Raw genomic sequence first — 26644 nt, 5'->3', positions numbered from 1 at the left:
ATGCGCGTTCGCAACAAATCGCTCTTGTTTTACTCTAAACCGGTGCCACCTGCGCACTATCAAGAAAGGGCGTAATATCGTTAAAAACCGTAGTGGAAATTATTTTCGGGCGTTGCGCGCCTAAGTGAAAGCATTAGAATAGACGCATGGCAACTAAGCATGACAACGGGACGGTACTGGCACGGCAAGAGCAAAAGCTCAAACCACCGCCCATGTACCAGGTGTTATTGTTAAACGATGATTACACCCCGATGGAATTCGTGGTGGCGATCATTCAGGAATTTTTTAACAAGGACCGTGAGACTGCTACGCAAATTATGCTCAAGGTGCACCGCGATGGAAAAGGAATGTGCGGCGTATATCCCAAGGATATTGCGTCCACGAAAGTCGAGTTGGTATTAACCCACGCCAGGAAAGCAGGACATCCCTTGCAGTGCGTGATGGAGGAAGCATGATTGCGCAAGAACTTGAAGTTAGTTTGCATATGGCCTTCGTTGAGGCGCGACAAGCGCGACACGAGTTCATCACTGTCGAGCATTTGCTGCTCGCGTTGCTGGACAACCCGTCGGCTGCGGAAGTATTGCGCGCCTGCGCTGTCAACATCGAAGATCTGCGCAAGACGCTCACCAATTTTATTAGCGACAATACGCCGACCGTGCCCGGTACGAGCGAGGTCGATACCCAGCCGACCCTGGGTTTCCAGCGCGTGATCCAGCGTGCCATCATGCACGTGCAATCGGCATCCAACGGCAAGAAGGAAGTCACCGGCGCGAACGTGCTGGTGGCCATCTTCGGCGAGAAGGATTCGCACGCGGTGTACTACCTGCACCAGCAGGGCGTGACGCGCCTGGACGTGGTGAATTTCATTTCCCACGGGGTGCGCAAGGATCAGCAAAGCGATCCGCAAAAGTCGCCGGAGGGTGCGGAAGATGCGCAGGTCGAAGGACAGGCCAAGGAAAGCCCGCTGGAGCAGTTCACCCAGAACCTCAACAAGGCCGCTGCCGAGGGCAAGATCGATCCGCTGATCGGCCGCGAAGCCGAGGTCGAGCGCGTGATCCAGACCCTGTGCCGCCGCCGCAAGAACAATCCGCTGCTTGTTGGTGAAGCTGGCGTGGGCAAGACTGCCATCGCCGAGGGCCTGGCCTGGCGCGTCACGCAAGGCGACGTGCCGGAAGTGCTGCAGAATGCGGTCGTGTATTCGCTCGACATGGGCGCGCTGCTGGCCGGCACCAAGTACCGCGGCGATTTCGAGCAGCGCCTGAAGGCCGTGCTGAAACAGCTGAAGGATAATCCGAACGGCATCCTGTTCATCGACGAGATCCATACCATCATCGGCGCCGGCGCTGCCTCGGGCGGTACCCTGGATGCGTCCAACCTGCTGAAGCCGGCATTGTCGAGCGGCCAGCTTAAATGCATCGGCGCAACCACCTTCACCGAATACCGCGGCGTCTTCGAGAAGGACCATGCCCTGTCGCGTCGTTTCCAGAAGATTGATGTCAACGAGCCGACAGTCGAGCAGACAGTGCAGATCCTGCGCGGGCTGAAGTCGCGTTTCGAGGAACACCACGGCATCAAGTATTCGGCATCGGCACTGACCACGGCGGCCGAACTGGCAGCACGCTTCATCAACGACCGTCACTTGCCCGACAAGGCCATCGACGTTATCGACGAGGCTGGTGCTGCACAACGCATCCTGCCCAAGTCCAAGCAGAAAAAAACCATCGGCAAGGCCGAGATCGAGGACATCATCGCCAAGATCGCGCGCATTCCGCCGCAGACCGTCAACCAGGATGATCGCAGCAAGCTGCAGACCATCGACCGCGACCTGAAAAACGTCGTGTTCGGCCAGGATCCGGCCATTGAGGCACTGGCGTCGGCCATCAAGATGGCACGCGCGGGCCTGGGCAAGACAGACAAGCCGATCGGCTCCTTCCTCTTCTCCGGCCCCACGGGCGTCGGCAAGACCGAGGTCGCCAAGCAGCTGGCCTTCATCCTCGGCATTGATCTGATCCGCTTCGATATGTCGGAGTACATGGAGCGCCACGCAGTCAGCCGCATGATCGGCGCGCCGCCTGGCTACGTCGGTTTCGACCAGGGCGGCTTGCTGACCGAGGCGATCACCAAGAAGCCGCATGCGGTGCTGCTGCTCGACGAGATCGAAAAGGCGCATCCGGATATTTTCAATATCCTGCTGCAGGTGATGGATCACGGCACGCTGACCGATAACAACGGGCGCAAGGCGGACTTCCGCAATGTCATCATCATCATGACCACCAATGCGGGTGCCGAAAGCCTGCAAAGGCGCACCATCGGGTTCACCGAGCAGCGCGAGGCGGGTGACGAAATGGCCGACATCAAGCGCATGTTTACGCCGGAGTTCCGCAACCGCCTCGATGCCGTCATCAGCTTCAAGGCGCTCGACGAGGAAATCATCCTGCGCGTGGTGGACAAGTTCCTCATGCAACTCGAAGAGCAGCTGCACGAGAAAAAAGTCGATGCCGTCTTCTCCGAGAAGCTGCGCCGCTTCCTGGCAAAGAAGGGATTCGATCCGCTCATGGGAGCGCGCCCGATGTCGCGCCTGATCCAGGACATGATCCGCAAGGCCCTGGCCGACGAATTGCTGTTTGGCCGCCTGGTCTCCGGCGGACGCGTGACGGTGGATCTGGACGAGAAGGATCAGGTCAAGCTGGAGTTTATCGAAGGCGACATTGCGCCGCCAGCCGCACCGCTGGAAGCTGCCGAGATCGAATAAGGCAGCGGCAAGAAAAAAGCCCGGCGCATGCAAATGCGCCGGGCTTTTGTTTTATTGCCCCTCTGGCGGGGCTGAAGTTAGGGTAGCAGGGGGCGTTTGGTTGTCTGTTTTGCGCGGATTTCGGCGGCGGCCTTTTCCAGCGCTGCCAGGCGGGCGCTGTTATCCGGATGGATCGCCGTATAGCCATTGGCGACTGAAGCAGGGTAGCGCTCGGCCAGCCTTTGCCAGAACGCTGCTGCCGCATCGACGTTGTAGCCCGCACGGGCTGCCAGGTAGAGTCCGAGCCGGTCGGCATCGGCGTCCAGCGCGGCTGGATAGGGGATGACACCCGAGCGGCCAGTCATGGTATCCAGATCCGGTGTGACGCGGATCAGGTTGTCGATGATGCCGCCCAGGGTTGCGCCCATGCGCTGGTTGCCGGCGTGACCGAGGATGTTGTGGGCCATTTCGCGTGCGATCACGTACGCCAGTTCCTGTTCGGATCGTGCAAAGTTCAGCATGCCGCGGGTGATGACGACGCGGCGGCCGTCAGCATACGCATTGACATGGTCGGCGTTGCCAAGGTCGACACTGAATCCGCAGGATTGCGTCAGCGGCACCACCAGCGACATCGGCGCGCCCTTGCGTTCCACCGTCAACTTGACCAGCGCGCGTCCGCGCACCAGCGGTCCGAGCACGGTGGCAGCCTGGCGCTCGGCGTTTTCGCCGGGCGGGATTTCCTTGTTTTCGGCAGCGATCAGGATGTCGCCGCGCAGTACGCCGACGCGTTCGGCGCCGCTGCCGGCAAGCACGTTGGTGACTTGCAGGCGCTCGCCGTAGCCAAAGGTCTGCTGCACGGTATCGGCCAGTTCGGCCGAGTAGGAATACCTGTTTTTGGCGGAAAAACCGAGCAGCTTGTAGGCGTGCGACTTGCACAAGGGGGCGTTATTCACCAGCAGCGGGCCGGTGACGCGGTCGATGCGGCTTTGCGCTTCTGCCATCGCCCGCAGTGCTTGCTGTTGCGCCGAACCGGGCACCGCTGGCACGCTGGCGATGACCGGGGTCGGCTGGGCCGGTTGCTGCGGCGGGACGGCGCAGGCCGTCAGAAGGGCTGCCGGCAGCAACAGGGAGGCAAGACGGCAGGTCATCTGCTTGCGGTTTGAGGTGCGGGTAAAGCGCTCGGTCATGAGTGGTCCTTTCAATGTTTGCCAGTGCTGCCGAAACCGCCGGCGCCGCGTTCACTGCTGTCGAATTCTTCAACCACATTAAAGCCGACCTGCAGCACCGGTACGATCACCAGTTGCGCCAGCCGCTCCATGGGGTTGAGGACAAATTCCGTCTGGCCGCGGTTCCAGGTCGATACCATCAGCTGGCCCTGGTAATCGGAGTCGATCAGGCCGACCAGGTTCCCAAGCACGATGCCATGCTTGTGGCCCAGGCCGCTGCGCGGCAGGATCATTGCCGCATAGGCGGGGTCGCTAATATGGATGGCAAGGCCGGTGGGCACCAGATGGGTTTCGCCCGGCCGGAGGGTCAGTGGCGCCTCAAGGCAGGCGCGCAGGTCAAGCCCCGCGCTGCCGCCGGTAGCATAGGCCGGGAGCTGGTCTTTCATGCGCGGGTCGAGGATTTTGACGTCGATGGATTTCATGGAAATAGGGCTGTGATGGAAAAAGAATGTGGCTGCCGCATCGCCTCGCGGGCAATGCGGCGGCCGGTGCAGGAAATCAGATGCGCCGCGCAATAGCGACAACCAGCTGGCGCGCCAGCGCCTGCTTGTCCGCACGCGGCAGCGTGGTTTGCCCGCTGTCCTCGAACAGCGTCAGTTCATTGTCGTCGCGGCCGAAAGTCTGGTGGCCGATGTTGCCGACCAAAAGAGGCACATTCTTGCGGCGGCGTTTTTCTTCGCCATACTGCGCGAGATTCTCGGACTCGGCGGCAAAACCGACGCAATAGGGGCGCTGCGGCAGCGCTGCCACGGCAGCCAGGATATCCGGGTTGGGAGCCAGCTGCAATTGCGGCGGGGTGCCCGCCGCGTCCTTTTTCAGTTTCTGTTCACTGGCGCCGACCACGCGCCAGTCAGCCACCGCAGCCACGGCAATGAAGACATCCTGGCCGCTGACCTGCTTCAGCACTGCGTCCTGCATCTGCTGTGCAGTTTGCACATCGATGCGGGTGACGCCATAGGGCGTCTGCAGGCCGGTGGGCCCTGTCACCAGCGTAACTTGCGCGCCTGCTTCGCGGGCAGCGCGGGCAATGGCAAACCCCATCTTGCCTGATGAGAGGTTGGTGATGCCGCGTACCGGGTCGATCGGCTCAAAGGTGGGGCCGGCTGTCAGCAGGATGCGTTTGCCGGACAGGACTTTGGGCTGGAAGGAGGCAATCACTTCTTCCAGGAGTTGCTCCGGTTCGAGCATGCGGCCAAGGCCCGTTTCGCCGCAGGCCTGCTCGCCCGCGCCCGGCCCCATGATCCGGATGCCGTCTTCCTTCAGGCGTGCCGCATTGCGCTGCGTCGCCGGGTTTTGCCACATCTCGACATTCATTGCCGGCGCCACCAAGAGCGGCAAGCCAGCCGGTCGCGCCAGGCACAGGGTGGAAAGCAGGTCGTCGCAGGCGCCGTGCGCCAGCTTGAACATGAAATCGGCGGAGCAGGGGGCGATCAGGATGGCGTCCGCCTCGCGCGACAGGTCGATATGCGCCATGTTGTTGGCGATGCGTCCGTCCCACTGGTCGGTAAATACCGGCTTGCCCGTCAGCGCCTGCATTGTCACGGTAGTCATGAAATGGGTGGCTGCGTCGGTCATCGCCACCTGCACCGAGGCGCCTGCCTTGCCCAGAAGGCGCGCCAGTTCGGCGGCCTTGTAGCAAGCGATGCCGCCGGAGAGGCCCAGAATGATTTTTTTTCCAGCCAGTTCCATGCGTACTCCTTCCGGATATTATTTTTTTACGCGTCGCAATTCATCGAGCACGAACAGCACGGCGCCGATGCAGATGGCGCTGTCGGCCACGTTAAAGGCGGGCCAGTGCCAGCCACCGACATGGAAGTCGAGGAAATCGATCACGTGGCCATAGAGTACACGATCAATCACATTGCCAATGGCGCCGCCCAGGATCAAAGCCAATGCCCAGCAAAACATGCGCTGGCCGGCATGGCGCTTGAGCAGGTAAACGATGAACAATGCGGCGCCGAGTCCCAGGGCAGTGAAGAACCAGCGCTGCCAGCCTCCCTGGCTGGCCAGGAAGCTGAAGGCGGCGCCCTTGTTATATACCAGCACCAGGTTGAAGAAGGAGGTCACCGCCACCGATTCGCCATAGGAAAACAGTCGCGTAATGGTGATCTTGCTCAGCTGGTCCAATAGCAGGACGATGGTGGCAATGCCCATCCAGGGCAGGAGGGAATTGCCGCCGCTCGTGGAGAAACTGCTTTTTTTTGCCATATCGATTCCTATAGCTATCAGGCGAACTTGCGCGATTCACCACCGCCGAACAGGTTGGTGACACAGCGTCCGCAAATGCCCGCGTGGTCGGCGTGGGCGCCGACATCGGCGCGGTAATGCCAGCAGCGTTCGCATTTCTGTTCTGCGGACGGTGTTACCACGACCGCTTCTTCAGCGTCGCTTGCCACTTGCGTGACCTTCGCCTGGGAAGTGATGAACACGAATTTCAGGTCATCACCGAAACTTTGCAGCTGCGCGTACTTTTCGCCGCTGGCCTTGACCTCGATTTCTGCCTGCAGGGACGAACCGATGCCGCCGGCCATGCGCACTTCTTCCAGTTGCTTGGTCACAGCCGTGCGCACTTCCAGCACAACGGCATACTTGTTCAGCAATGCAGCGGCGTCGGCGATTTCCGGCAGGGCGTAATGCGTCTGAGTGAAAATCGTCTCGTCGCTGGCAGCATAAGTCTGCTCACCGGCGAACACGGCCCAGGCTTCTTCGGCCGTGAACGACAGGATCGGTGCCATCACGCGCAGCAGGGCATGGCTGATATGCCAGATCGCCGTTTGCGCCGAACGGCGGGCCTTGGACGCGACACCGCTGGTGTACAGGCGGTCTTTCAGGATATCGAGATAGAAGCCGCCCAGGTCTTCCGAGCAGTACATCTGCAGCTTCGCGACCACCGGGTGGAATTCATAATCCTGGAAGTGCTGCAGGATTTCCCCTTGCACTTGTGCCATGCGGGCGATGGCGTAACGGTCGATTTCCGCCAGTTCGTCGATCGCGACCGCATCCTTGGCCGGATCGAAATCGGACGTGTTTGCGAGCAGGAAGCGCAAGGTGTTGCGGATGCGGCGATAGGACTCGGTGACGCGCTTCAGGATTTCATCCGAGATGGTCAATTCGCCAGAGTAATCGCCGGACGCCACCCAGAGGCGCAGGATGTCGGCGCCCAGTGTATCGAATACCTTTTGCGGCGACACCACGTTGCCGACCGACTTGGACATTTTCTTGCCTTCGCCGTCCACCACCATGCCGTGCGTCAGCAAGGCCTTGTATGGCGCGCGGCCGTTGAGCATCGACGAGGTCAGCAGGGAAGAGTGGAACCAGCCGCGATGCTGGTCCGAACCTTCCAGATACAGATCGGCAGGAAAATGTGACTGAACGGCGTGCGAACCGCGCAGTACGGTCTGGTGGGTTGAGCCGGAATCAAACCAGACGTCGAGCGTGTCGCGGTTCTTGATGTAGTTGTCGGCATCGTCGCCCAGCAATTCTTTCGGATCGATTGCCTGCCATGCCTCGATGCCGCCTTGTTCGATGCGTTTGGCGACTTGTTCCAGCAACTCCGGCGTGCGAGGATGCAGTTCGCCGGTTTCCTTATGCACGAAGAAAGCCATCGGCACGCCCCACTGGCGCTGGCGCGACAGGGTCCAGTCGGGCCGGTTGGCGATCATGCCGTGCAGGCGCGCCTTGCCCCAGGCCGGATAGAACGAGGTTGCCTCGACGCCGGCCAGCGCCGTTTCGCGCAGGCTGTTGTTGCTGTCGTTCGGCTTGACATCCATGCCGGCGAACCACTGCGACGTGGCGCGGTAGATGATGGGTGTCTTGTGGCGCCAGCAATGCATGTAGCTATGGTCGAACATCACCAGCTTGAACAGCGAACCGACTTCGTCCAGCTTGGCGCAGATCGGCTTGGACGCTTCCCAGATCGTCAGGCCGGCGAAGAAGGGCAGCCAGGAGGCGTACTTGCCGTCACCCAGGACAGGCTTGAGAATTTCGTCATCCTTCATGCCATGCGTCTTGCAAGAGATGAAGTCATCCACGCCATAGGCAGGCGCGGAATGGACAATGCCGGTGCCGGTGTCGAGGGTGACGTAATCGCTGACATAAACAGGCGCCAGGCGCTTGTAGCCTGGGTCGGCATCATGGAAAGGATGCTTGAAATTGATCATGGACAGCGCTTCACCCGGCGCGGTAGCGATGATCTTGCCTTCCAGGCCGTAGCGCTGCAGGCAGGCCGCCACCAGCTCGACTGCGAGCAAGAGCAGGATGGTTTCGCCATTGCGTTCGGTCTGCACAAGCGCATAGCGATGGTCGGGGTGCACGTTCAGGGCCTGGTTGGCCGGGATGGTCCACGGCGTGGTGGTCCAGATGATGGCATAACCTTTTTCGGTCGGCAGCCTGTCCAGGCCGAAGGCATGGGCAAGTTTGGCCGGCTCGGCAAACGGGAAGCCGACATCGATGGCCGGATCGCGCTTGTCCTGGTATTCGACTTCAGCCTCGGCCAGCGAGGAGCCGCAATCGAAGCACCAGTTGACCGGTTTCAGGCCGCGGTAGACATAGCCTTTTTGCATCAGCTTGCCGAGCGTGCGCAGTTCATCGGCTTCATTGCCGAAATCCATGGTCTTGTAAGGGCGATCCCATTCGCCCAGGACGCCCAGGCGGATGAAGCCTGCCTTCTGCCGCTCGATCTGTTCGCTGGCATAGGCACGCGACTTGGCCAGCACTTCGGTGACGGGCAAGCCCTTGCCATACTGCTTTTCGATATGGATCTCGATCGGCATGCCGTGGCAATCCCAGCCTGGCACGTACGGCGCATCGAAACCGGCCAGGGTGCGCGACTTGATGATCATGTCCTTCAGGATCTTGTTCATGGCATGGCCCATGTGGATGTCGCCGTTGGCGAACGGCGGGCCATCATGCAGTACGAACATCGGGCGCCCCTTGGCGGCCTTGCGGATGCGTTCGTAGATTTTCTTGTCTTGCCATTGCTTGACCCATTGCGGTTCGCGCTTGGCGAGGTCGCCGCGCATGGGGAAGGCGGTTTCGGTCATGTTGACCGGATATTTGCTTTGCGGCTTGGCAGCCGGCTTGTTCGGTTTATTGTCGGACATAGTGTCTTTTCACTGAAATTCGAAAGAGCTTGGATGGCGCCGGGTTTACATCCGCCGCCGCCGGGAGATTACGTGCGCGAGCGTCAAATTCGGTCGGTCGCCGATACGGCCGTCGTGCCGATCCGCGCGAAATAGGCGCGGGCCTGGTCGGCATCGCGCCTGATCGCTGCGGTCAGGGTTGGCAAGTCGACGTATTTTTCTTCATCGCGTAATTTCTCCAGGAATTCGACCTGCACCATCTTGCCGTAGCAATCGCCCGCCCAGTCCAGCACATGCACTTCCAGCAGCACCCGGCCGGAATCATCCACGGTCGGCCGCACGCCCAGGCTGGCAACTGCGGGCAGGGGATGGCGCGCCAGGCCATGTACCTGCACCACGAAAATACCGGACAGGGCAGGGTTTTTGTGTGCGACGCGCAAGTTCAGCGTGGGAAAACCCAAGTCGCGCCCGAGCTTTTGTCCATGGATGACATGTCCGGATATCGTGTAGGAATGCCCAAGCATGTGCGCTGTCGCTGCAAAATTTCCCGCTGCCAGCGCAGTGCGCACAGCCGAGGAAGAAATTCGCATGTCGCCATCCATGACTGTCGATAGCGACTCGACCTGGAAACCATGGCGTCGGCCAGCCTCCATCAAATAGTCGACGTTGCCGGCACGCCTGGCGCCAAAGCAGAAATCCTCGCCGACCATCAGCCATTTCACGTGCAAGCCCTGCACCAGAATTTTTTCGACGAAGTCGTCAGGAGACAGCGCGGCGAAATGCGCATTGAAATGCTCGACGATGACGCGATCGACGCCATTGCCAGCCAGCGATTGGAGTTTGTCGCGCAGGCTGGCGATGCGGGCGGGGGGCTGTACTGCGCCTTGGGTGACTTGCGCAAAAAATTCACGGGGATGCGGCTCGAACGTCATGACCGCTGCTTCCAGCTGGAGGCAGTCGGCGGCCGCGCGCAAGTGCGCCAGCAACGTCTGGTGGCCGCGATGCACGCCGTCGAAGTTGCCGATCGTCAATGCGCAGGGCGCGCGTGACGCAGCATTGGGAAGTCCGCGAAATACTCTCATTAAGCCCAAAATTGGAAAATGCCGCAAAACCTTGAATTATAAATCTTTTCCTGAGGTTCTCGACGGCAAAAGCGGATCGCCACGTGCCTCGGGACCTTACATTTCTCCCCACAGGGCATTTAATGCTGCCAGCGCTGCCATGCCCGCAGTTTCCGTGCGCAAGATCCGTGATCCCATCGATAGGGCGAGCGCACCATGTTTCAATGCATCATCTTCTTCCTGTTTCGATAATCCCCCTTCCGGCCCGACGATCAGGGTCAGGGGTTGAGGCGGCTGGGCGCGTGCCCAGTTCGTCAGCGAGATTTCTGCGCGTGGACTCAACAAGATACGGCGATCTGCCCCTGGTTGGGCAATCCACGAGCGAAAATCAGCGATGTCGGCAATGCGCGATACACGGTTGCGGCCACTTTGTTCTGCGGCAGCGACGGCGACGCCTTGCCAATGCTGCAATTTTTTCTGTGCCCGATCCGCAGCCAGGCGCACCACGCAGCGCTGGGCAGCCAGCGGTTGCACGCCCGTCACTCCCAGTTCTACGGCTTTTTCGATAATCCAGTCCATCTTGGCGCCTTCCGGGAGCGCCTGGGCCAGGGTGATGGTGGAGCTGAGCTCTGCCTCACGTGGGGAAAATGCCTGGATTTCAGCGGTGGCACCGCGTTTGTCCAGGGTAAGGAGCGTCGCTGCGTATTCGCCGCCCTCGCCATTGAACAGCGTGAGGGTATCGCCTGGCGCCAGTCGCAAGACCTGGACATGGCGGGCGACGGCATCCGGCAGGGAAATGACCTGGCCAATTGCCAGAGGTTGATCACAGAAAAATCGCGGCATGACGGGAGTATCGCTTCAATATGCTTTTGTTATCAAAGCTTCGGATCGTATCCCAAAATGATTGATGGGGGGCTGGCTCTGGTAAAATAACCGGCTTTGCTCAGGCGCATGCCGAACTATTGGCTGATTCCGTGTCCGCAGCAGTGTTTTCTTTCAAATTTGGTAAAGTTCCTTCATTCACATGACTGCCTCGCTCCCCACCTCGAAAATGGCCAATGCAATTCGTGCACTGGCAATGGATGCTGTACAAAAAGCTAATTCCGGGCATCCCGGCATGCCGATGGGGATGGCGGAAATTGCCGTGGCGCTGTGGTCGAAGCACTATCGCCACAATCCGGCCAATCCGGGCTGGAGCAACCGCGACCGCTTCGTGGTGTCGAACGGCCATGGATCGATGCTGCACTATGCCTTGCTGCATCTCTCCGGCTACGACCTGCCGATGGACGAGATCCGCAATTTCCGCCAGATGCATTCCAAGACGCCGGGCCATCCGGAAGTGCACATCACGCCGGGTATCGAAACCACCACCGGCCCGCTGGGCCAGGGCATCAGCAATGCCGTGGGCATGGCGTTGGCAGAAAAGCTGCTGGCCGCCGAATTCAACCAGCCCGGCTTCAATGTGGTGGACCACCATACCTATGTGTTCGTCGGTGATGGCTGCCTGATGGAAGGCATTTCGCACGAAGTGTGCTCGCTGGCAGGCACTTTGCGCCTGTCCAAGCTGGTCGTGCTGTACGACGACAATGGCATCTCGATCGATGGTCACGTTACCGGCTGGTTCCAGGACGATACGCCGAAGCGCTTCGAAGCCTATGGCTGGAATGTGATTCCGGCAGTCGACGGCCACAATGTCGCGGCAGTCGATGCCGCCATCGCGCAGGCGCGCGGTTCCGACAAACCGACCCTGATCTGTTGCAAGACCGTGATCGGCAAGGGCTCGCCCAACATGCAAGGCACCGACAAGGTGCATGGCGCGGCGCTGGGCGACAAGGAAATCGCCGCCACCCGCGAAGCGCTGGACTGGCCGCACGCGCCATTTGAAATCCCGGCCGATGTCTATGCCGCCTGGGATGGCAAGGCTGCCGGCGGCGCCCGCGAGGAAGAATGGACTGCCCTGTTCAAGGCCTATGGCGAGCGCTATCCGCAACAGGCAGCCGAACTCTCGCGTCGCCTGAAGGGCGAATTGCCGGGCAACTTCCAGCAAACCGTGGAGAGCTATATTGCCGCCTGCCTGGAAAAGAAGGAAACCATCGCCACCCGCAAGGCCAGCCAGAACGCCATCCAGGCACTGGCGCCGGTGCTGCCGGAATTCCTCGGCGGCTCGGCCGACCTGACCGGCTCGAACCTGACCAACTGGAAGGAATGCGTCGCCGTGCGCGCCGACCAGGCGGGCAACCACATCAATTATGGCGTGCGTGAATTCGGCATGAGTGCCGTGATGAACGGCATTGCGCTGCATGGTGGCTACATTCCCTTTGGCGCCACCTTCCTGACTTTCTCGGATTACAGCCGCAATGCCCTGCGCATGGCGGCGCTGATGAAGATCCGCTCGCTGTTCGTGTTTACCCACGATTCCATCGGCCTGGGCGAAGATGGCCCGACCCACCAGTCGGTCGAGCATGTTTCCAGCATGCGCCTGATCCCCAACCTGGATAACTGGCGTCCATGCGACACGGTCGAGTCCGCAGTGGCCTGGGCCAGCGCAGTTGCACGCAATGATGGCCCGAGCACGCTGATTTTCTCGCGCCAGAACTTGCCGTACCAGGAGCGCGATGCGGCCCAGGTCGCCAATATCAAGCGCGGCGGCTACGTGCTGCAGGATGCGCCAAACGCCAAGGCCATCCTGATCGCCACCGGCTCCGAAATCGAATTGGCGGTCAAGGCAGCTGCCGAACTGGCGCAGCAAGGCGTGCCGGTGCGCGTGGTCTCGATGCCATCGACCGAAGTGTTCGATCGCCAGGACGCCGCCTACAAGGCCACAGTGTTGACCAAAGGCACGCCGCGTGTTGCCATCGAAGCTGGCGTAACCGACTTCTGGTACAAGTATGTCGGCCTCGAAGGCGCCGTGATCGGCATCGACACCTTTGGTGAATCGGCGCCGGCAGGTGTACTGTTCAAGCATTTCGGCTTTACGACCGAGAAGGTCGTGGCTGCGGTAAAAAACATCTTAGCTTAACCATCCTCAGGAGAAGACCATGACCATTCGTGTCGCAATCAACGGCTATGGCCGTATCGGCCGCAACGTCCTTCGTGCCCACTACGAAGGCGGTAAAAAGAACGACATCCAGATCGTTGCCATCAACGACCTCGGCAATGCCCAGTCGAACGCGCATCTGACCCGTTACGACACGGCGCATGGCAAATTCCCCGGCACCGTCGAAGTCGATGGCGATTTCATGATCGTCAATGGCGACAAGATCCGCGTGTTCGCGCAGCGTAACCCGGCCGATATCCCCTGGGGCGAGCTGAACGTCGACGTCGTGCTGGAATGCACGGGCTTGTTCACCACCAAGGAAAAGGCTTCCGCCCACCTGAAGGGCGGCGCCAAGAAAGTCATCATCTCCGCTCCGGGCGGCAAGGATGTGGATGCGACCATCGTCTTTGGCGTCAACCAGGGCGTCCTGAAGTCGACCGATACCGTCATCTCCAACGCTTCCTGCACCACCAACTGCCTGGCCCCGCTGGTCAAGCCGCTGCACGACAAGATCGGCCTGGAAACCGGCCTGATGACCACCGTGCACGCTTACACCAATGACCAGGTGCTGACCGACGTGATGCACGAAGACCTGCGCCGCGCCCGTTCCGCCACCCAGTCGATGATCCCGACCAAGACCGGCGCTGCCGCCGCGGTCGGCCTGGTGCTGCCGGAATTGAACGGCAAGCTGGACGGCTTCGCGATTCGCGTGCCGACCATCAACGTCTCCCTCGTCGATCTGTCCTTCATCGCCAAGCGCGACACCACCGTCGAGGAAGTCAATGCCATCATGAAGGAAGCCGCCGAAGGCGCCCTGAAAGGCATCCTGACCTACCAGACCGAGCAACTGGTGTCGGTGGACTTCAACCACAACCCGGCGTCGAGCAACTTCGACGCTACCCTGACCAAGGTGTCGGGCCGCCTGGTGAAAGTGTCGTCCTGGTATGACAACGAGTGGGGCTTCTCCAACCGCATGCTGGACACCACCGTTGCACTGATGTCAGCCAAGTAATACCGGCTTTCACGCAATGAGAAACGCCCCGCTGGCCGGGGCGTTTCTCATTGCGTTGAAAGAAAATGCAGGTGGTCAGTCCTGACCGAATATGCCTGACCAAAGCTGGCGCACTGCCGCTGCTTCTGCCTCCACCCGCTCCGGCTCGACACGCGCCTTGTCTTCGCCCTGCAGGCGGATCTGGTGCTGCAGCTTGCGGTAGGTGCGATAGGCATTGGCGACCTGTTCGGCCAGGGGCGCGTCGATCAGACCTAATGTCCCGCATAGCTTCAGCAAGGCGATATTGCCGATATCGGCGACAAGTTCCGGATGCTGGGCTGCGTGGCGCAGGATCAGGTATTGCACCATGAATTCGATGTCGATCATGCCGCCATCATCGTGCTTCAGGTCAAATAGCCCGCTGGCATTGGGATGACCATCGTGCATGCGCTGGCGCATGGACCGTACTTCCTGCTTGAGCACCTGCTCGTCGCGGTCCTTGCGCAACACCGCTTCACGGATCGCTTCGAAGCGCGCGCCGATGGCTGCGTCGCCGGAGCAGAAGCGCGCGCGTGTCAGCGCCTGGTGTTCCCATAGCCAGGCAGACTCCGCCTGGTATTTTTCAAAGGAGGCGACGCTGGTCACGAGCAATCCGCTGGCGCCGTCCGGCCGCAGGGCGATATCGACATCGAACAGGATGCCGGCGGCCGTATGGCTGGTCATCCAGGTAATGAATCGTTGTGCCAGCCTGGCATAGTGGGCCGGGGCTTCCTGGTCGTCGTCGTCGTAAAGGAAGATGACATCCAGGTCGGATGCGTAGCCGAGTTCCTTGCCGCCCAGCTTGCCGTAGGCAATCACCGCGAATTTCGGTACGTCACGGTGGCGTTTTGGAATGGTTTGCCAGACCGCTTGCACAGTGGCGCCGACCAGGATGTCGGCCAGCGCCGAGAGGTGATCGGCGAGCCGCTCGACGGAGAGGTCGCCTTCGAGATCTTGCGCCAGCAGCCGCATGAGCTGGGCGTGGTGCATTTCGCGCAGGGTATCCAGCTGCCGCTCGGTGTCGCCGGCCGCCGCATCCATCTGGCGCTGCAATTCGGTGCTGAAGGCGGACCAGTCCGGCGCGGCTTTCAGGGTGCGGTCGTCGAGCAATTCGTCCAGCAGGATCGGATGGCGCGTCATGTACTGGGCGGCCCAGTTACTGGCCTGCATCATGCGCACCACCCGTTTCAGGGCATGCGGGTATTCGGTCAGGAGCGCCAGATAGGCGGCGCGGCGCGCAATCGCTTCGAAAAAATCCAGCAGGCGATTGAGGGTGGCGTTTTGCGCCTCGCCGCAGGCGGCGATCAGGGGCAGGGCGCTATTGACCAGCGCGATGACCCGGTTGCGGCTGGCGGCCGGCAGCGATTGCAGGCGCGGCGACTGCCAGGTCACCCACAGGCGTTGTGCGGCGCCGGGCGCATCGGTAAAGCCAAGCGCTGCCAGCGACGACTGCAGGGCATCGAGGTCGTCGTCCTGCGCCACGGCGGTGGCGCTGTCGGTTTCGCCGCCATCGCCATCCTGGCCGCTTTTGTCGGCAAAAATCGCATCGAAGCGGGCGGCGACAAAACTGCGTCGCTGTTCCAGTGCTGCCAGCAACGCCGGCGTGTCGGCAAACTCCATCATGTTGGCGACGGTCTGGCGGTCCGTTTCATTGGCAGGCAGGGTATGTGTCTGGGCATCGTCGAGGTATTGCAGGCGGTGTTCCAGGTTGCGCAGAAAGGCATAGGCCTCAAGCAGCTGGTCGACTTCCTCCGTTCCCAGCAATTGTTTTGCAGCCAGCGTACGCAGGGTATTGCGGGTGGAGCGGTCGCGCAGGTCAGTGTCGCGGCCGCCCCGGATCAACTGGAAGACCTGGGAGAGGAATTCGATTTCACGGATGCCGCCGCGGCCCAGCTTGACGTTGTGGCTGCGTTCCGGGTGGCGGGTTTCCTGGCGCACGACTTCGGCGCGGATCTGCGCATGCATGCCGCGCATTGCCTCGATTGCGCCGAAATCCAGGTAGCGCCGGTAGACGAAGGGCTTGACGATGGCTTCCAGCGCCACGATGTCATCGGCCTGTCCCGTGATCGCGCGCGCCTTGACCCAGGCGTAGCGCTCCCACTCGCGTCCTTGCACGACCAGGTATTCCTCTACCATGCCGAAGCTTGCGACGAGCGGCCCCGATGCGCCATTTGGCCGCAGCGCCATGTCGACACGGAAGGAAAAGCCATCTTCCGTGATGTCGGCGATATCCTTGATCAGCCGCTTGCCAAGGCGCGTAAAGAATTCGTGGTTGGACAGCGATTTTTGCTCGGGATTGTCGGTCTGTGTGTCCCCATCTTCGGGATAGACGAAAATCAGGTCGATATCGGATGACACATTCAATTCACGTCCGCCCAGCTTGCCCATGCCAAGCACGATCAGGTCCTGGCGCTTGCCCGATTCCGCACCGACAGGGGTACCGTGGCGCTCGATCATTTCCGCGGTCAGTGCCGTCACGTGGTTTTCCAGCACGAACTCGGCCAGATCGCTGATGGCGGTGACGACCTCGTTCATGTCGGCGCGGCCGTCCAGGTCGCGTTCGATCAGGCCCGCCACAACGAGGTTGCGCAAGCGCCGCATGGCGCGTGGCAGGGGCATGCCGGCATCTGTTTCTGTTTGTAATATTTTGGCAAAAATATCCCGGCCAAGCGATAATCCGGCAAGGCTTGCCGCTTGCGTCAGGCGAATCGGGTCTGCCGCCAGCCAGCGCGAATAAAAGCGCGAGGCAGTGGCACCAGTGAAGGAATGGGTTGTCATAGGTAAATTTCAGTGAGCGAGGCCATGGCGGCTTCCTGTCGCGCAGGGCTATAGGTATGATTGCGGACAATGTATGATTTTTATTATTTTATTGTACGCTGGGTTTGGTCCGCCAGCGCTCACGCTGTCCCCTTTTTCGGTTACTAGAGGTCAAAAAACCCGCCAGACCGGGACGTTACGCTTCCATTCATGCCAAGAGACCAATCTTCCTTTTCACCGGTTCGCCAGCGCCTTGGAGCGTTCTGGAGAGTAGGGCGACGTGCCTGCCGCCATGCCAACACGGCTACCTGCCATCTCCTGGGTGCTTTATTCAAGTTGCTGGTCGTGGCCTATTTTCTGTTTGCGGCCGTGGTCCTGGTATTGCGCTATGTAATTCTGCCGAATATCGACACCTATAAACCCGCAATCGAACAAATGGCCAGCCAGGCCGTTGGCCGGCCCGTCGAGGCCCGCGGCATGAGCGCCTCTTGGCGCGGCTTGCGCCCGCATCTGCACCTGGTGGATGTGGTGGTGCGGGATGCAGGCGGTCAGCCCGCCCTGGTCTTGCCCAAGGTCTCGGCAACGCTGGCCTGGTCATCCGTGCTGGCGCTCGACCTGCGTCTGCATCGCCTGGAAATCGACCAGCCAGACATGGCAATCCGGCGCGACCGCGATGGCTTGCTGCATGTGGGCGGCATTCTGGTTGACCTGAACCAGGCTGGTAACGACCAGGGCCAAGGAATGGACTGGGTCCTGAAACAGGAAGAAATCGTGATTCGTGGCGGCAGCGTAAGCTGGCTGGACGAAAAGCGGGGAGCGCCGGAACTTGCTCTGCAAGGCGTCGAGTTTGTCCTGCGTAATGACTGGCGTCGCCATCGGTTCGCCCTTCGGGCAACGCCGCCTTCCAGCTTTGCACAGCCGTTGGATATCCGCGCGGACTTTCAGCATCCGCATTTTGCCAGCCGCATTTCCGACGTCAGGCGGTGGACCGGTGAACTGTATGCAGATTTGCGCGACACCGACCTGGCGGTGTGGAAAGCCTATTTTGATTATCCTGTCGAACTGACAAAGGGGCGCGGCTCGGTGCGTGCCTGGCTGGATCTTAACCAGGCAAGGGTCGCCGATTTCAGTGCCGATCTTTCGCTGGCCGATGTGCACACCCGCCTGCGCCGCGATTTGCAGCCGCTGGACCTGTTGCACGTGGACGGCCGCATCTCGGTTCGTGAAGAAATCGATCAGCGCAGCCAGGATGGCGCACCGACATTCGGCATGCATGGCCATGCAATCGCACTGGCGGATTTTTCGTTCAAGACCCGGGACGGCTTGCTGTTCCCGAGGACTACCTTGTCCGAACGATATACGCCGGCCAGGAACGGCAAGCCGGAAAAATTCGAGGTGACAGCCAAGTTGCTTGATTTGCACACCCTGGCGAATTTTGTTGAACGGCTGCCGCTACCGGCAGGCCAGCGCGAGTTGCTGGCGGATTTCCAGCCGCGCGGGCAAATCAGGGATTTTGCCATGCAATGGCAGGGCAGCTATCCGGCCCTGGCCGCGTATCATGTCAGGGGGCAGTTTTCCGGCCTGAGCATGCAGGCCCAGCCGCCGCGGCCCGCGCGCCCGAAGACGGCTTCCCAGCCCGCCCAGGCCGCCTTGCCCGGCATTCCGGGGTTCGCCAACCTGAGCGGCTCAGTCGATGCCAGCGATAAAGGTGGCCGTTTTCAACTGGCCTCCAGCGGGCTTGAATTGAATCTGCCCGGTTATTTCAGCGAGCCGGTCAAGTCGTTTGAAAAACTCGACATGCAAGCCAGCTGGACATTCCAGAGGGATGCGCAATTGCTGCTGGAGATCGAGCGCATGGATTTCGCCCAGGACGGGCTGGTTGCCTCCCTGTCGGGACGCCATTTGATGCCCTTGCAAGCGCACCAGGGGACGCCACTGGGGCAGATCGACCTTACGGGGAAAATTATCGACCTGGATCTTGCCAAGGTGGGGCGCTACCTGCCGCTGCAAACACCTGACCAGACCCGCGCCTGGCTGGCGGGCGGGCTCGAGGGCGGCAAGGCCCATAACCTCGCTTTGCGGATCAGGGGCAATCTGGCGGACTTCCCATTCCGGACTGAGCGGCCAGGCGTCAAGCCTGCTGGTGAATTTACGCTCAGCGGCAGGATTGTCGATGGACGGCTGAATTACACTCCTGGAGACTTTGCCCCGGATGGCAAGGCGCCGATGTGGCCCATTCTTGAAAAAGTGCAGGGGACGATTGCCTTCAACCGCACGCGCATGGAAATCAAGGCTGATACCGCCACGACCGCCGGCGCTCAGCTGGCCGATGTCCAGGCGGTGATTCCTGATCTCTTGTCGGACGATCCGCGCCTTGAGATCGATGGGCATGCCGACGCATCCATGCAGGATTTTCTGGGTTATGTGCGCGCCAGCCCGGTAGCAGCGTGGATCGGCCACTTTACCGACGATAGCCGGGCCAGTGGCAAGGCGCGACTGGCGCTGAAGCTGCAATTGCCGCTGAATGCGGTCGAGAATGCGACCGTGCAGGGCGCCTTGCAATTCCTCGGCAATGATATCGACCTCTTCGACGGTTTGCCGACCCTGTCGGCCGCCAGCGGCAAGCTCGAGTTTTCCGAGCGCGGCATCAATATGCCCGCCATCAAGGCAGGTTTTGTCGGCGGCGCCAGCGTCATTACCGGCAACACCCTGCGCGACGGTACGATCGTCATCAAGGCTGCGGGCAACCTGACTACCGATGGCGTGCGCAAGGCGTACAAGGAACCGGCCATTCAGCGTATCGCCGATCGCCTTGAGGGCAGCACCCGCTACACTGCGCTGATCCGCGTGAAAAAAGGCGGGCAGACCGATGTCACGGTGGAGTCGACCCTGCAGGGCATTGGCCTTAACTTTCCTGCCCCCTTGCAAAAGTCTGCCCGCGATGCCTTGCCCTTCAAGCTGGAATTGACCGGCAAGGCCAGTGATGCCGAGCGCATGCGTGACGAAATCAGGATAACTGCAGGTCCTGCGATCGCCATCTGGTATGAACGTGAAAAGGCGCGTGTTGCCAATGCTTCCTGGCGCGTGCTGCGCGGCGGTATTGGCATCAATGAGCCCGCGCCACAACCGGACAGTGGCGTGATTGCGAACGTCAACGTGCCATCGCTGAATATCGATGCATGGAGCCAGTCGGTATCGGCCATCATCGGCGGCAGCAATCCGGCACCCCGTAACGGCGCTGCCAGCGCTGCGGCCGGTGCGTCCGCCTCCGGGCTGTCCCAATACATCGAACCGGAAGTACTGGCAGCGCGGGCCAGCGAGCTGATCATCGCGGGCAAGAAGCTCGACAACGTGGTGGTTGGCGCATCGCATCAAAAGGGTTCATGGCAAGCCAATATCGATTCCGGGCAGGTCTCCGGTTACATCACCTGGAATGACTCGCCCACGGGCAGGGGACTGGGCAAGGTGACGGCGCGCCTGGCCTCGCTGGTGGTGCCGAAGTCGGCGGCGTCGGACGTCTCGGATTTATTTGAAGGCAAGCAGGAAGCCGCCCAGATTCCAGCCCTGGATATTGTTGCTGAAAACTTCGAGTTGTTTGGCAAGCGCTTTGGCCAACTGGAGCTGCAGGCCAATAATCTGCGCCCGGCCGGCGGCATGCGCGAGTGGCGCATCAACAAGCTGGCCATCATGAATGCGGACGGGGAACTGCAGGCCAAAGGCAAATGGCTTACCCGCGACGGCTTCAGCCAGTCGAGCCTGAATTATTCCCTGCAGATCACCGATGCCGGCAAATTGCTGGACCGTTTCGGCTTCAGCAATGTGCTGCGCGGCGGCAAGGGGAAAATGGAGGGGGAATTGCGCTGGAAAGGATTGCCCTTCGAACTCGATATTCCCTCGATGGAAGGGCAGTTGAGCTTGAATATCGGCGCCGGACAATTTCTCAAGGTGGACCCCAGCGCTGCCAAACTGCTTGGTGTCCTGAGCCTGCAATCCTTGCCACGCCGCCTGGCGCTGGATTTCCGCGATGTTTTCTCGGAGGGCTTTGCCTTTGATGGCATTGTCGGCACTGCCGCGATCGCCCAAGGGGTGGCAAAGACCGATAATTTTAAGATGCGCGGCGTCAGCGCCACCGTCCTGATGGATGGCAGCGCCGATATCGCCAGGGAGAGTACCAACCTGCACGTGGCGATCATCCCCGACATCAATGCCGGTGCAGCTTCGATCGTGTATGGTCTGGCGGTCAATCCGGTCATTGGTCTCGGCACTTTCCTGGCGCAACTGTTCCTGCGCGATCCCCTGATGAAAGCCTTTACTTTCGAATACCAGATTACCGGGCCGTGGAAAGAGCCCGTGGTCACGAAGCTTGGCAGGAAAAACGACACCGCCACCGGTGAAATCGCGCCCACTGGGACGCAAGCCACGATTGAAAAGGTAAATTGACCCAGGGCCCACCTATGCAAACAAACACACCAGTCAAAGTCGCCGCCGTGCAAATGGTTTCCACGCCCAATGTGGAAGAGAATTTTGCAGCGGCCCGGCGCCTGATCGCCGCCGCCGCCGGGCAGGGCGCGCAACTTGTACTGCTGCCGGAGTACTGGCCCGTCATGGGCATGCAGGACACCGACAAGCTGAGCCTGGCCGAAGCGCCGGATGGCGGGCCGATCCAGCACTTCATGTCGGAAATCGCCCGCGAACACAAGATATGGATGATTGGCGGCACCTTGCCACTGGTGGCGCCCGAGGCGGGCAAGGTCATGAATGCCACGCTGGTGTATGGGCCGGACGGCGCCATGGTGTCGCGTTACGACAAGATCCATCTGTTCAGCTTCACCAAGGGCGAAGAATCCTACGACGAATCGCAAACCATTGTGCACGGCAAGGACGTCACGGTGTTTTGCGCGCCGTTCGGCGATATTGGCCTGTCGGTTTGCTACGACCTGCGTTTCCCGGAATTGTACCGGGCCATGGGGCCGGTCTCGCTGATCGTGGTGCCGGCAGCGTTTACTTATACGACCGGGCGCGCGCACTGGGAAATCCTGCTGCGGGCCAGGGCGATCGAAAACCAGTGCTACGTTCTGGCCGCGGCCCAGGGCGGCAAGCATGTCAACGGTCGCCGCACCTGGGGCCACAGCATGCTGATCGACCCGTGGGGCGAGGTCAAGGCAGTCTTGTCGGAGGGCGAAGGCGTGGTGGTGGGCGAGCTTGATGCCGCCGAACTGGCGCGGGTGCGCGAAAACCTGCCGGCATTGCGGCACCGCAAGCTATGATTTTCTGCCAGCACAGCGCCGGCTTGCCGGATGTTCTACAATGCTTTTTCTGTCCTGCCGGGTTTCCGGTACGCTAACCCCATCACACCAGTGCGCCCATGAAACCATTCGAACCGAACCTGACCGCGCTTGCGACCGCCCGCGACCTCCTGCTGACGCCTTTCGGCCTGGATGAATCCAAATTGCTGGCGACGCTTGGCACGATGTTTACCCACAGGGTCGATTACGCCGACTTGTACTTCCAGTTTACCAAGAACGAAGGCTGGAGCCTGGAGGAAGGTATTGTCAAGACCGGCAGTTTCTCGATCGATCAGGGTGTCGGCGTGCGCGCTGTGTCCGGCGACAAGACGGCATTTTCCTATTCCGACGAAATTTCCGAACGGGCCCTGAACGAGGCCGCCGCTGCCACGCGCACTATCGCGCGCCAGGGCGCCGGCCGGATCAAGGTGGCGCAAGCCATCCAGCCCGGCGGCAGTCGCCAGTTGTACCTGCCGAACGATCCGCTGGTTTCGCTGGATGCCACGCAAAAGGTCAAGCTGCTGGAAAAGGTCGAGCGCATCGCCCGCGCGCGCGACCCGCGCGTGGTGCAGGTGATGGCAGGACTGGCCGGGGAATACGACGTGGTGCTGGTGGTGCGCAGCGATGGCGTGATCGGCGCCGACATCCGCCCGCTGGTGCGCCTGTCCGTGACCGTGATTGCCGAGCAGGATGGGCGCCGCGAAATGGGTTCGTCTGGCGGCGGCGGGCGTTACCGCTATGATTATTTTACCGAGGAACTGCTGGAGAAATATGCTGCCGAGGCAGTGGATTCCGCGCTCGTGAACCTCGATGCGCGGCCGGCGCCGGCCGGGCCGATGACCGTGGTCCTGGGGCCGGGCTGGCCTGGCGTATTGCTGCATGAAGCGGTTGGCCATGGCCTGGAAGGCGATTTCAACCGCAAGGGCTCGAGCACTTTCTCCGGCCGTATCGGCGAACGCGTCGCCGCCAAGGGCGTGACGGTAGTGGATGACGGCACCCTGGCTGACCGCCGCGGCTCGCTCAACATGGATGACGAGGGCAACCCGACCCAGTGCACTACCCTGATCGAGGATGGCATCCTGAAAGGCTATATCCAGGATACCCTGAATGCGCGCCTGATGAAGATGCCGGTGACAGGCAATGCGCGCCGCGAATCCTTTGCCCACCTGCCGATGCCGCGCATGACCAATACCTACATGCTGAATGGCGACAAGGACCCGGCCGAGATCATTGCTTCGGTCAAGAATGGTTTGTATGCCGTCAACTTCGGTGGCGGCCAGGTCGATATCACCAATGGCAAGTTCGTGTTTTCCGCCAGCGAAGCCTACATGATCGAAGATGGCAAGGTGACTTACCCCGTCAAGGGCGCGACGCTGATTGGCAATGGTCCCGAAGTGTTGCACCGGGTCTCCATGATTGGCAATGACATGCGCCTCGATCCCGGTATCGGCGTGTGCGGCAAGGAAGGCCAGAGCGTCCCGGTGGGGGTCGGCCAGCCGACCATGCGCATCGATGGCATGACGGTGGGCGGTACGGCATAGGCTGAATAAGGGACGCAGTTTCGTCCTGTTCATGTCTTATTTTTGTTAAAATGGGCCATGAACTTGCCAAATGGCCGGATTTATAGCAATATTTCCGTATCAGCGAAGTATTTGAGTGATATCGATGAAACCCGCACGCTTTTACTTTTATTTTTACTTTAGCTATTCCAGCCCAACGGCGGTGGAAAAGCGGTAAGCGCGCGAGTAAAAAGCTTAAACCGATTTCTGAAAAAACCGCCAGTGATGGCGGTTTTTTTATTTTAACCAGGAGATAACATGCCGCGCACTGACGATCTGAGGATCCGAGAATTGAAAGAATTGACTCCCCCCTCGCACCTGATCCGCGAGTTTCCATGCTCCGGCAAGGTCAGTGACGTGGTCGCCAATGCGCGCACCGCATTGCACCGCATCCTGCATGGTCAGGATGACCGCCTGATGGTCGTCATCGGCCCGTGCTCGATCCACGACACCAAGGCTGCAATGGAATATGCCAACCTGCTGGTGAAGGCGCGCGAACGCTTTGCCGGCGAACTGGAAATCGTGATGCGCGTGTATTTCGAAAAACCACGCACCACGGTTGGCTGGAAGGGCTTGATCAACGACCCTTACATGGATAACAGTTTCCGTATCAATGACGGCCTGCGCACGGCGCGCGAGCTGCTGGTCAAGATCAACGAGCTGGGCCTGCCTGCCGGCACCGAATTCCTCGATGTGATCAGCCCGCAGTATTTCGCCGACCTGATCAGCTGGGGCGCCATCGGCGCGCGTACCACCGAATCGCAAGTCCACCGCGAGCTGGCTTCCGGGCTTTCTTGCCCGGTGGGGTTCAAGAACGGCACCGATGGCAATGTCAAGATCGCCGTCGATGCGATCAAGGCCGCATCGCAGCCACATCACTTTCTGTCGGTAACCAAGGGTGGGCATTCGGCGATTGTCTCGACCGCCGGCAATGAGGATTGCCACATCATCCTGCGCGGCGGCAAGGCGCCCAATTACGATGCTGCCAGCGTCGATGCCGCTTGCAAGGATATCGCCAACAACGGCTTGGCCTCGCGCCTGATGATCGACGCTTCGCACGCCAACAGTTCCAAGAAACCAGAGAACCAGGTGCCGGTGTGCGCCGATATCGCCGGCCAGATCGGCAGGGGCGATACCCGCATCGTCGGCGTGATGGTGGAATCGCACCTGGTGGCAGGCCGCCAGGATCTGCTGCCTGGCAAGGAGCTGGTATATGGGCAATCCATTACCGATGGCTGCATCAATTGGGAGCAAAGCCTTGGCGTGCTGGAAACGTTTGCCGAGGCAATCAAGCAGCGTCGCCTGCGCGATGGCGAGGAAGCGTAAGCGCTTCCTGCGAGTCGACGTCAGAAAAAGGGGGGCGCGGGTTTTTCGCCCCCTTTTTTAGTATCGCTTCAAGAGCGTGAGGGTTTCGCCTTCGCGGCGGATATCGGTGCGGTTCAGGAACGACATGCCCAGCAAGATAATGGGTAAACCGCTTTCATGTACGGTTGCATCGATCTGGTTGAGCTGGATATCGCCAATCCGCACCGTATCGAGCTTGACCCGATACACGGGTTTGACGCCATTGGCGGTGCTGGAATAAGCGATCTGGCCCTTCCTGTAATCGATTCCCAGGCGTGTGGCATCCTCAGCCGGCAGGGCAATCATGCTGGCGCCTGTATCGACCAGCATGCGCACAGCGCCGCCATTGATCTGGCCTTGCGTGATGTAATGCCCCCGGCTGTCGGGATGGAGGGTGATGCTGGCCTGGCCAGACGGGGCCGCGCGATTGAAATGTTCGCCCAGTTGCAGGGTTTGGCGCTTGCCATTTTGCTCCAGCGTGGCCGTGCCGCTGCCAACGCCGGCCAGCTTGATATTTTCGACAATCGAACTGCCGACCGAATACGTCTTGGGATTGCCGCCGTTGACAACCAGTACCGCCTTGCCGGGAAAAACCCCGATCAGGTCGATATCAGCGGCACTGGCAGGAAGTATCCCAGCCAGGCTGGCCAGCAGGCTAGTTGCTACGCATGAAATCAAGCGCATGGCGGGAGATGTTCGTGGCAAACAAGGGTTCAGGCAGGATTTCCTGGTGCAAGCGCAACAGGGTATGGATTTCATCCCAGACTTCCGGCGGAAAACCGGCCCGTCCGCCGCGTTCGTCGATGGTCAGCTTGGTGAAATAGGTATTCAATTCCTTGAACCCCCAGAGCGCCTGGATGGCCGAGAGAATATGCGGAAACTGTGTTTCCAGCGCGCTTGCGAAAGACGCCGGCTGATTGCCGCTCGGGCCGGCCACCGCTGCCGGGGCAGACGGAGTGGATGCGGGGAAGCGGTAGCGCGGCATGATACTCTCCCAGAAATCGAGCATGCTAATCGCGGAAATTGTTGAATTCCAGCGGTAAGTCGGTGACGTCCTTCTTCAGCAGCGCAATCGCTGCCTGCAAGTCGTCGCGCTTGGCGCCCGTGATGCGCACGGCTTCGCCCTGAATGCTTGCCTGCACCTTCATCTTGCTATCCTTGATGATGCGGACGATTTTTTTCGCGGCATCGGACTCGATGCCATTCTTGATCTTGATGACTTGCTTGACCTTGTCGCCGCCGATTTTTTCAATCTTGCCATTGTCCATGAAGCGCACATCCACATTGCGCTTGACCAGCTTGTTTGTCAGGACGTCGCGGACCTGGTTCAACTGGAACTCCGAATCGGCATACGCCGTTAATTCACGTTCTTTCTGCTCGACGCGGGCATCGCTGCCCTTGAAATCGAAGCGGGTGGAAATTTCCTTGTTTGCCTGGTCGACGGCATTTTTGACTTCAACCAGGTTGGCTTCGGAAACTACATCAAATGAGGGCATGACTTTCTATCCTTGTTTGGCAGCTGTAGGACAGCGC

The 26644-nt window shown here is 60.4% G+C and carries 19 protein-coding genes; 8 read left to right on the top strand and 11 right to left on the bottom strand.

What is annotated here, in order from left to right; genetic code table 11:
* Positions 1–146: 146 nt before the first annotated feature.
* Both clpS and clpA read left to right on the top strand, forming a co-directional pair.
* Positions 147–455 (top strand): ATP-dependent Clp protease adapter ClpS, encoded by a 309-nt coding sequence (gene clpS / locus EKL02_RS14615; RefSeq protein ID WP_128902730.1) that lies wholly within the window; start codon positions 147–149, stop codon positions 453–455.
* Entirely contained in the window at positions 452–2752 is a 2301-nt protein-coding gene (gene clpA / locus EKL02_RS14610) for an ATP-dependent Clp protease ATP-binding subunit ClpA (protein WP_128902729.1), read from the top strand. The genes clpS and clpA overlap by 4 nt, the downstream gene beginning before the upstream one ends.
* A gap of 77 nt (positions 2753–2829) precedes the next feature.
* Here clpA and EKL02_RS14605 read toward each other — a convergent pair whose 3' ends face one another.
* From EKL02_RS14605 to EKL02_RS14575, 7 genes are all read right to left on the bottom strand, one after another.
* Positions 2830–3918, bottom strand: coding sequence for a M48 family metallopeptidase (locus tag EKL02_RS14605; RefSeq protein ID WP_128902728.1), 1089 nt, complete (start codon positions 3916–3918; stop codon positions 2830–2832).
* Positions 3919–3929: 11 nt separating this feature from the next.
* Positions 3930–4379 (bottom strand): dUTP diphosphatase, encoded by a 450-nt coding sequence (gene dut / locus EKL02_RS14600; protein WP_128902727.1) that lies wholly within the window; start codon positions 4377–4379, stop codon positions 3930–3932.
* Positions 4380–4455: 76 nt separating this feature from the next.
* Complete coding sequence (gene coaBC / locus EKL02_RS14595) at positions 4456–5646, bottom strand: bifunctional phosphopantothenoylcysteine decarboxylase/phosphopantothenate--cysteine ligase CoaBC (RefSeq protein WP_128902726.1); 1191 nt, start codon at positions 5644–5646, stop codon at positions 4456–4458.
* 18 nt (positions 5647–5664) lie between these two features.
* Positions 5665–6165 (bottom strand): signal peptidase II, encoded by a 501-nt coding sequence (lspA, locus tag EKL02_RS14590; RefSeq protein ID WP_128902725.1) that lies wholly within the window; start codon positions 6163–6165, stop codon positions 5665–5667.
* Between the two features lie 17 nt (positions 6166–6182).
* The gene (gene ileS, locus EKL02_RS14585; protein WP_128902724.1) at positions 6183–9059 is read right to left on the bottom strand and encodes an isoleucine--tRNA ligase; all 2877 of its coding nucleotides are present in this window, start codon (positions 9057–9059) and stop codon (positions 6183–6185) included.
* A gap of 83 nt (positions 9060–9142) precedes the next feature.
* Positions 9143–10120 carry a bifunctional riboflavin kinase/FAD synthetase gene (locus EKL02_RS14580; RefSeq protein ID WP_128902723.1) on the bottom strand — a complete coding sequence of 326 codons (978 nt, stop codon included), beginning with the start codon at positions 10118–10120 and terminating at the stop codon, positions 9143–9145.
* 96 nt (positions 10121–10216) lie between these two features.
* Positions 10217–10942, bottom strand: a complete 726-nt coding sequence (locus tag EKL02_RS14575) for a 16S rRNA (uracil(1498)-N(3))-methyltransferase (protein WP_128902722.1) — start codon at positions 10940–10942, stop codon at positions 10217–10219.
* Between the two features lie 181 nt (positions 10943–11123).
* On the opposite strand from EKL02_RS14575, the gene tkt reads away from it, so the two are divergent.
* Together tkt and gap are read left to right on the top strand one after the other, a co-directional pair.
* Positions 11124–13118, top strand: coding sequence for a transketolase (gene tkt / locus EKL02_RS14570; RefSeq protein WP_128902721.1), 1995 nt, complete (start codon positions 11124–11126; stop codon positions 13116–13118).
* 19 nt (positions 13119–13137) lie between these two features.
* A complete protein-coding gene (gene gap, locus EKL02_RS14565; RefSeq protein WP_128902720.1) occupies positions 13138–14148 on the top strand; it encodes a type I glyceraldehyde-3-phosphate dehydrogenase in 1011 nt (336 codons plus the stop codon).
* 75 nt (positions 14149–14223) lie between these two features.
* On the opposite strand, the gene glnE is transcribed toward gap, so the two are convergent.
* Positions 14224–16944 carry a bifunctional [glutamate--ammonia ligase]-adenylyl-L-tyrosine phosphorylase/[glutamate--ammonia-ligase] adenylyltransferase gene (gene glnE, locus EKL02_RS14560; RefSeq protein ID WP_128902719.1) on the bottom strand — a complete coding sequence of 907 codons (2721 nt, stop codon included), beginning with the start codon at positions 16942–16944 and terminating at the stop codon, positions 14224–14226.
* 324 nt (positions 16945–17268) lie between these two features.
* Here glnE and EKL02_RS14555 point away from each other — a divergent pair, with 324 nt between their 5' ends.
* From EKL02_RS14555 to aroG, 4 genes are all read left to right on the top strand, one after another.
* A complete protein-coding gene (locus EKL02_RS14555) occupies positions 17269–21363 on the top strand; it encodes a YhdP family protein (protein WP_241687724.1) in 4095 nt (1364 codons plus the stop codon).
* Between the two features lie 14 nt (positions 21364–21377).
* Positions 21378–22190 carry a carbon-nitrogen hydrolase family protein gene (locus EKL02_RS14550; RefSeq protein WP_128902717.1) on the top strand — a complete coding sequence of 271 codons (813 nt, stop codon included), beginning with the start codon at positions 21378–21380 and terminating at the stop codon, positions 22188–22190.
* A 98-nt stretch (positions 22191–22288) separates the two neighbouring features.
* Complete coding sequence (gene tldD / locus EKL02_RS14545; RefSeq protein WP_128902716.1) at positions 22289–23749, top strand: metalloprotease TldD; 1461 nt, start codon at positions 22289–22291, stop codon at positions 23747–23749.
* Between the two features lie 276 nt (positions 23750–24025).
* On the top strand, positions 24026–25093 hold the full coding sequence (gene aroG, locus EKL02_RS14540) for a 3-deoxy-7-phosphoheptulonate synthase AroG (RefSeq protein ID WP_128902715.1): 1068 nt from the start codon (positions 24026–24028) through the stop codon (positions 25091–25093).
* A gap of 57 nt (positions 25094–25150) precedes the next feature.
* Here the strand turns inward: aroG and EKL02_RS14535 are convergent, their stop codons facing one another.
* The 3 genes from EKL02_RS14535 to EKL02_RS14525 are packed head-to-tail and all read right to left on the bottom strand — an operon-like array spanning position 25151 to position 26607.
* On the bottom strand, positions 25151–25795 hold the full coding sequence (locus EKL02_RS14535; protein WP_128902714.1) for a TIGR02281 family clan AA aspartic protease: 645 nt from the start codon (positions 25793–25795) through the stop codon (positions 25151–25153).
* Positions 25767–26120: a hypothetical protein gene (locus tag EKL02_RS14530; protein ID WP_128902713.1), complete on the bottom strand. Its 354-nt coding sequence runs from the start codon at positions 26118–26120 to the stop codon at positions 25767–25769. Before EKL02_RS14530 ends, EKL02_RS14535 begins: the two co-directional genes overlap by 29 nt.
* Before the next feature lies 1 nt (position 26121).
* The gene (locus EKL02_RS14525) at positions 26122–26607 is read right to left on the bottom strand and encodes a YajQ family cyclic di-GMP-binding protein (protein WP_128902712.1); all 486 of its coding nucleotides are present in this window, start codon (positions 26605–26607) and stop codon (positions 26122–26124) included.
* Between the last annotated feature and the right edge of the window lie 37 nt (positions 26608–26644).

Origin of the sequence: Janthinobacterium sp. 17J80-10 (assembly GCF_004114795.1) — a bacterium.
Taxonomy (GTDB): domain Bacteria; phylum Pseudomonadota; class Gammaproteobacteria; order Burkholderiales; family Burkholderiaceae_D; genus Paucimonas.
Note: the sequence above shows the minus strand (reverse complement) of the source record. Positions and strands in the feature narration are given on the sequence as shown.

Excerpts from the sequence above, each read along its gene's own strand:
- gap (WP_128902720.1), top strand. The coding sequence starts at position 13,138 with ATGACCATTCGTGTCGCAATCAACGGCTATGGCCGTATCGGCCGCAAC.
- EKL02_RS14550 (WP_128902717.1), top strand. The coding sequence starts at position 21,378 with ATGCAAACAAACACACCAGTCAAAGTCGCCGCCGTGCAAATGGTTTCC.
- tkt (WP_128902721.1), top strand. The coding sequence starts at position 11,124 with ATGACTGCCTCGCTCCCCACCTCGAAAATGGCCAATGCAATTCGTGCA.
- EKL02_RS14535 (WP_128902714.1), bottom strand. The coding sequence starts at position 25,795 with ATGCGCTTGATTTCATGCGTAGCAACTAGCCTGCTGGCCAGCCTGGCT.
- clpS (WP_128902730.1), top strand. The coding sequence starts at position 147 with ATGGCAACTAAGCATGACAACGGGACGGTACTGGCACGGCAAGAGCAA.
- clpA (WP_128902729.1), top strand. The coding sequence starts at position 452 with ATGATTGCGCAAGAACTTGAAGTTAGTTTGCATATGGCCTTCGTTGAG.
- glnE (WP_128902719.1), bottom strand. The coding sequence starts at position 16,944 with ATGACAACCCATTCCTTCACTGGTGCCACTGCCTCGCGCTTTTATTCG.
- EKL02_RS14575 (WP_128902722.1), bottom strand. The coding sequence starts at position 10,942 with ATGCCGCGATTTTTCTGTGATCAACCTCTGGCAATTGGCCAGGTCATT.
- EKL02_RS14580 (WP_128902723.1), bottom strand. The coding sequence starts at position 10,120 with ATGAGAGTATTTCGCGGACTTCCCAATGCTGCGTCACGCGCGCCCTGC.
- dut (WP_128902727.1), bottom strand. The coding sequence starts at position 4,379 with ATGAAATCCATCGACGTCAAAATCCTCGACCCGCGCATGAAAGACCAG.
- ileS (WP_128902724.1), bottom strand. The coding sequence starts at position 9,059 with ATGTCCGACAATAAACCGAACAAGCCGGCTGCCAAGCCGCAAAGCAAA.
- EKL02_RS14530 (WP_128902713.1), bottom strand. The coding sequence starts at position 26,120 with ATGCTCGATTTCTGGGAGAGTATCATGCCGCGCTACCGCTTCCCCGCA.
- aroG (WP_128902715.1), top strand. The coding sequence starts at position 24,026 with ATGCCGCGCACTGACGATCTGAGGATCCGAGAATTGAAAGAATTGACT.
- tldD (WP_128902716.1), top strand. The coding sequence starts at position 22,289 with ATGAAACCATTCGAACCGAACCTGACCGCGCTTGCGACCGCCCGCGAC.
- coaBC (WP_128902726.1), bottom strand. The coding sequence starts at position 5,646 with ATGGAACTGGCTGGAAAAAAAATCATTCTGGGCCTCTCCGGCGGCATC.
- EKL02_RS14525 (WP_128902712.1), bottom strand. The coding sequence starts at position 26,607 with ATGCCCTCATTTGATGTAGTTTCCGAAGCCAACCTGGTTGAAGTCAAA.
- EKL02_RS14605 (WP_128902728.1), bottom strand. The coding sequence starts at position 3,918 with ATGACCGAGCGCTTTACCCGCACCTCAAACCGCAAGCAGATGACCTGC.
- lspA (WP_128902725.1), bottom strand. The coding sequence starts at position 6,165 with ATGGCAAAAAAAAGCAGTTTCTCCACGAGCGGCGGCAATTCCCTCCTG.